Origin of the sequence: Metallosphaera yellowstonensis MK1, assembly GCF_000243315.1 — an archaeon.
Classification (GTDB): Archaea; Thermoproteota; Thermoprotei_A; order Sulfolobales; family Sulfolobaceae; genus Metallosphaera; species Metallosphaera yellowstonensis.
In genome coordinates this window covers 1-1,321 of sequence record NZ_JH597760.1, presented here as the reverse complement: position 1 = coordinate 1,321, position 1,321 = coordinate 1, and the positions used below count along the sequence as shown (strand labels likewise).

The following is a 1,321-nucleotide window of genomic DNA, read 5'->3' as shown; positions in this document are numbered from 1 at the left end:
GGCCCCGCGTCAAGAACGTATCTCCATTTCAACTTCTTTCCTCCTTTCTTTTACTATCTCTTTAGCGACTTCCGTAGCTTTATCTCCGTCTATACCGAATAGATCCAAGAGAGTTACGGGTTTATTTAAGGTTATTTTATCAATGTCTACAACTAGCTCTATTACATCACCTTCTTTTATCCCGAGTTTCTCCCTGACTTCTTTAGGGATTACAATTATGCCTTTCTTATAAACCTTAGCTCTGTACCTTTCCATGAATGGATATTACGTCTTGCTATATAAATGTTTAACCTAACGTTAGTTAGTAGTTTAACCAAACGATACGAAGACTATAGCACTTTCACGTAACTTTCAAATACTTCTAGTTACTTTTAATTACTGTGGAGAGGTATCTAACACCCAGTGAGGTTGCTGAAATATTCGGCGTGAGTAGGAGTGGTGTCATTAAGTAAGGGAGGGGAAGATAAAGGTTGTTGAGGTTAACGGTAGGTGGAGAATACCTTACAGCGAAATTGATTGTTGTCCGGCGGTGGAAGGGTTAAACAAGTGGCGATTTACGCTCGAGTTTCGTGAACGCAAAAGGAGGAATTGGAGAGGCAGTTGGACGCGTTGAGAGAATGGGTTAGGAAAACTCTCGGTGAAGTGGGTGTGATAGAAGAAGGATATAGGTTCCGGATTGAAAGAGGATAGGGGAGGGTTAAAGAAGTTAACAGAGTTAGCCAAGAGGAGGCAAATTGACGCGGTTGTAGCTCATAAGGACAGGCTAACGCGTTTCGGTTTCGAAGTGAAGTTATTCAAAGCTTACGGAGTAAACGTTATTGTGGCTTTCCAAGATGATGAGGATCACACGCAGGAGCTAGTGGAGGACTTTGTAGAGATCGTCAAGTCATTCGCCCCAAGAATTTACGGCCAAGAGTATGAGAAGGTGGTAAAATGTGTTGAAGACGTTGAAAAGGACGGTTAAACTAGAGGGCGACTTCTTGAACGAGTGGAAGTACCGCGTTCTTAGGGAGGTTGAAGAACATCAGAGGAAGTTCGTTAACGAAATGATTGAGGTAATCCTATCAAAGCGCTTACAGACCACTAGGAAGAAGTTGCACGAGAGGTTTTACAATCATTATAAGGAGAAGTACCCCTTCCTACCTTCAAGGGTTATTGAAGGTGCCTACGTCGTTGCTGGAAGGATTGTTAAGAGTTTCAGGGAGAGGAAAAAGAAAGGATTAACGAGGAAGGATAAACCGGAGTATAAGAGGGTTATGATCACTATTCCTAACATGGTTAATTGGAGGTTTAACAAGGTTTCAGTTAATGTTTTAACCCA

At 41.9% G+C, this 1,321-nt stretch carries 1 protein-coding gene and 2 pseudogenes; 2 read left to right on the top strand and 1 reads right to left on the bottom strand.

Annotated features, from left to right (window positions below):
* Positions 1-9: 9 nt before the first annotated feature.
* Positions 10-255 (bottom strand): AbrB/MazE/SpoVT family DNA-binding domain-containing protein, encoded by a 246-nt coding sequence (locus METMK1DRAFT_RS00710; protein ID WP_009069617.1) that lies wholly within the window; start codon positions 253-255, stop codon positions 10-12.
* 125 nt (positions 256-380) lie between these two features.
* Between METMK1DRAFT_RS00710 and METMK1DRAFT_RS00705 the strand changes: the two are divergent.
* Together METMK1DRAFT_RS00705 and METMK1DRAFT_RS00700 are read left to right on the top strand one after the other, a co-directional pair.
* Positions 381-964 (top strand): annotated as a pseudogene (locus tag METMK1DRAFT_RS00705) (IS607 family transposase).
* Positions 936-1,321: pseudogene (locus tag METMK1DRAFT_RS00700) on the top strand (IS200/IS605 family accessory protein TnpB-related protein); the annotation flags it as partial. The pseudogenes METMK1DRAFT_RS00705 and METMK1DRAFT_RS00700, both read left to right, overlap by 29 nt.

What these genes read in the sequence shown, in the direction of transcription:
- METMK1DRAFT_RS00710 (WP_009069617.1), bottom strand. Translation starts at nt 255, where the DNA reads ATGGAAAGGTACAGAGCTAAGGTTTATAAGAAAGGCATAATTGTAATC.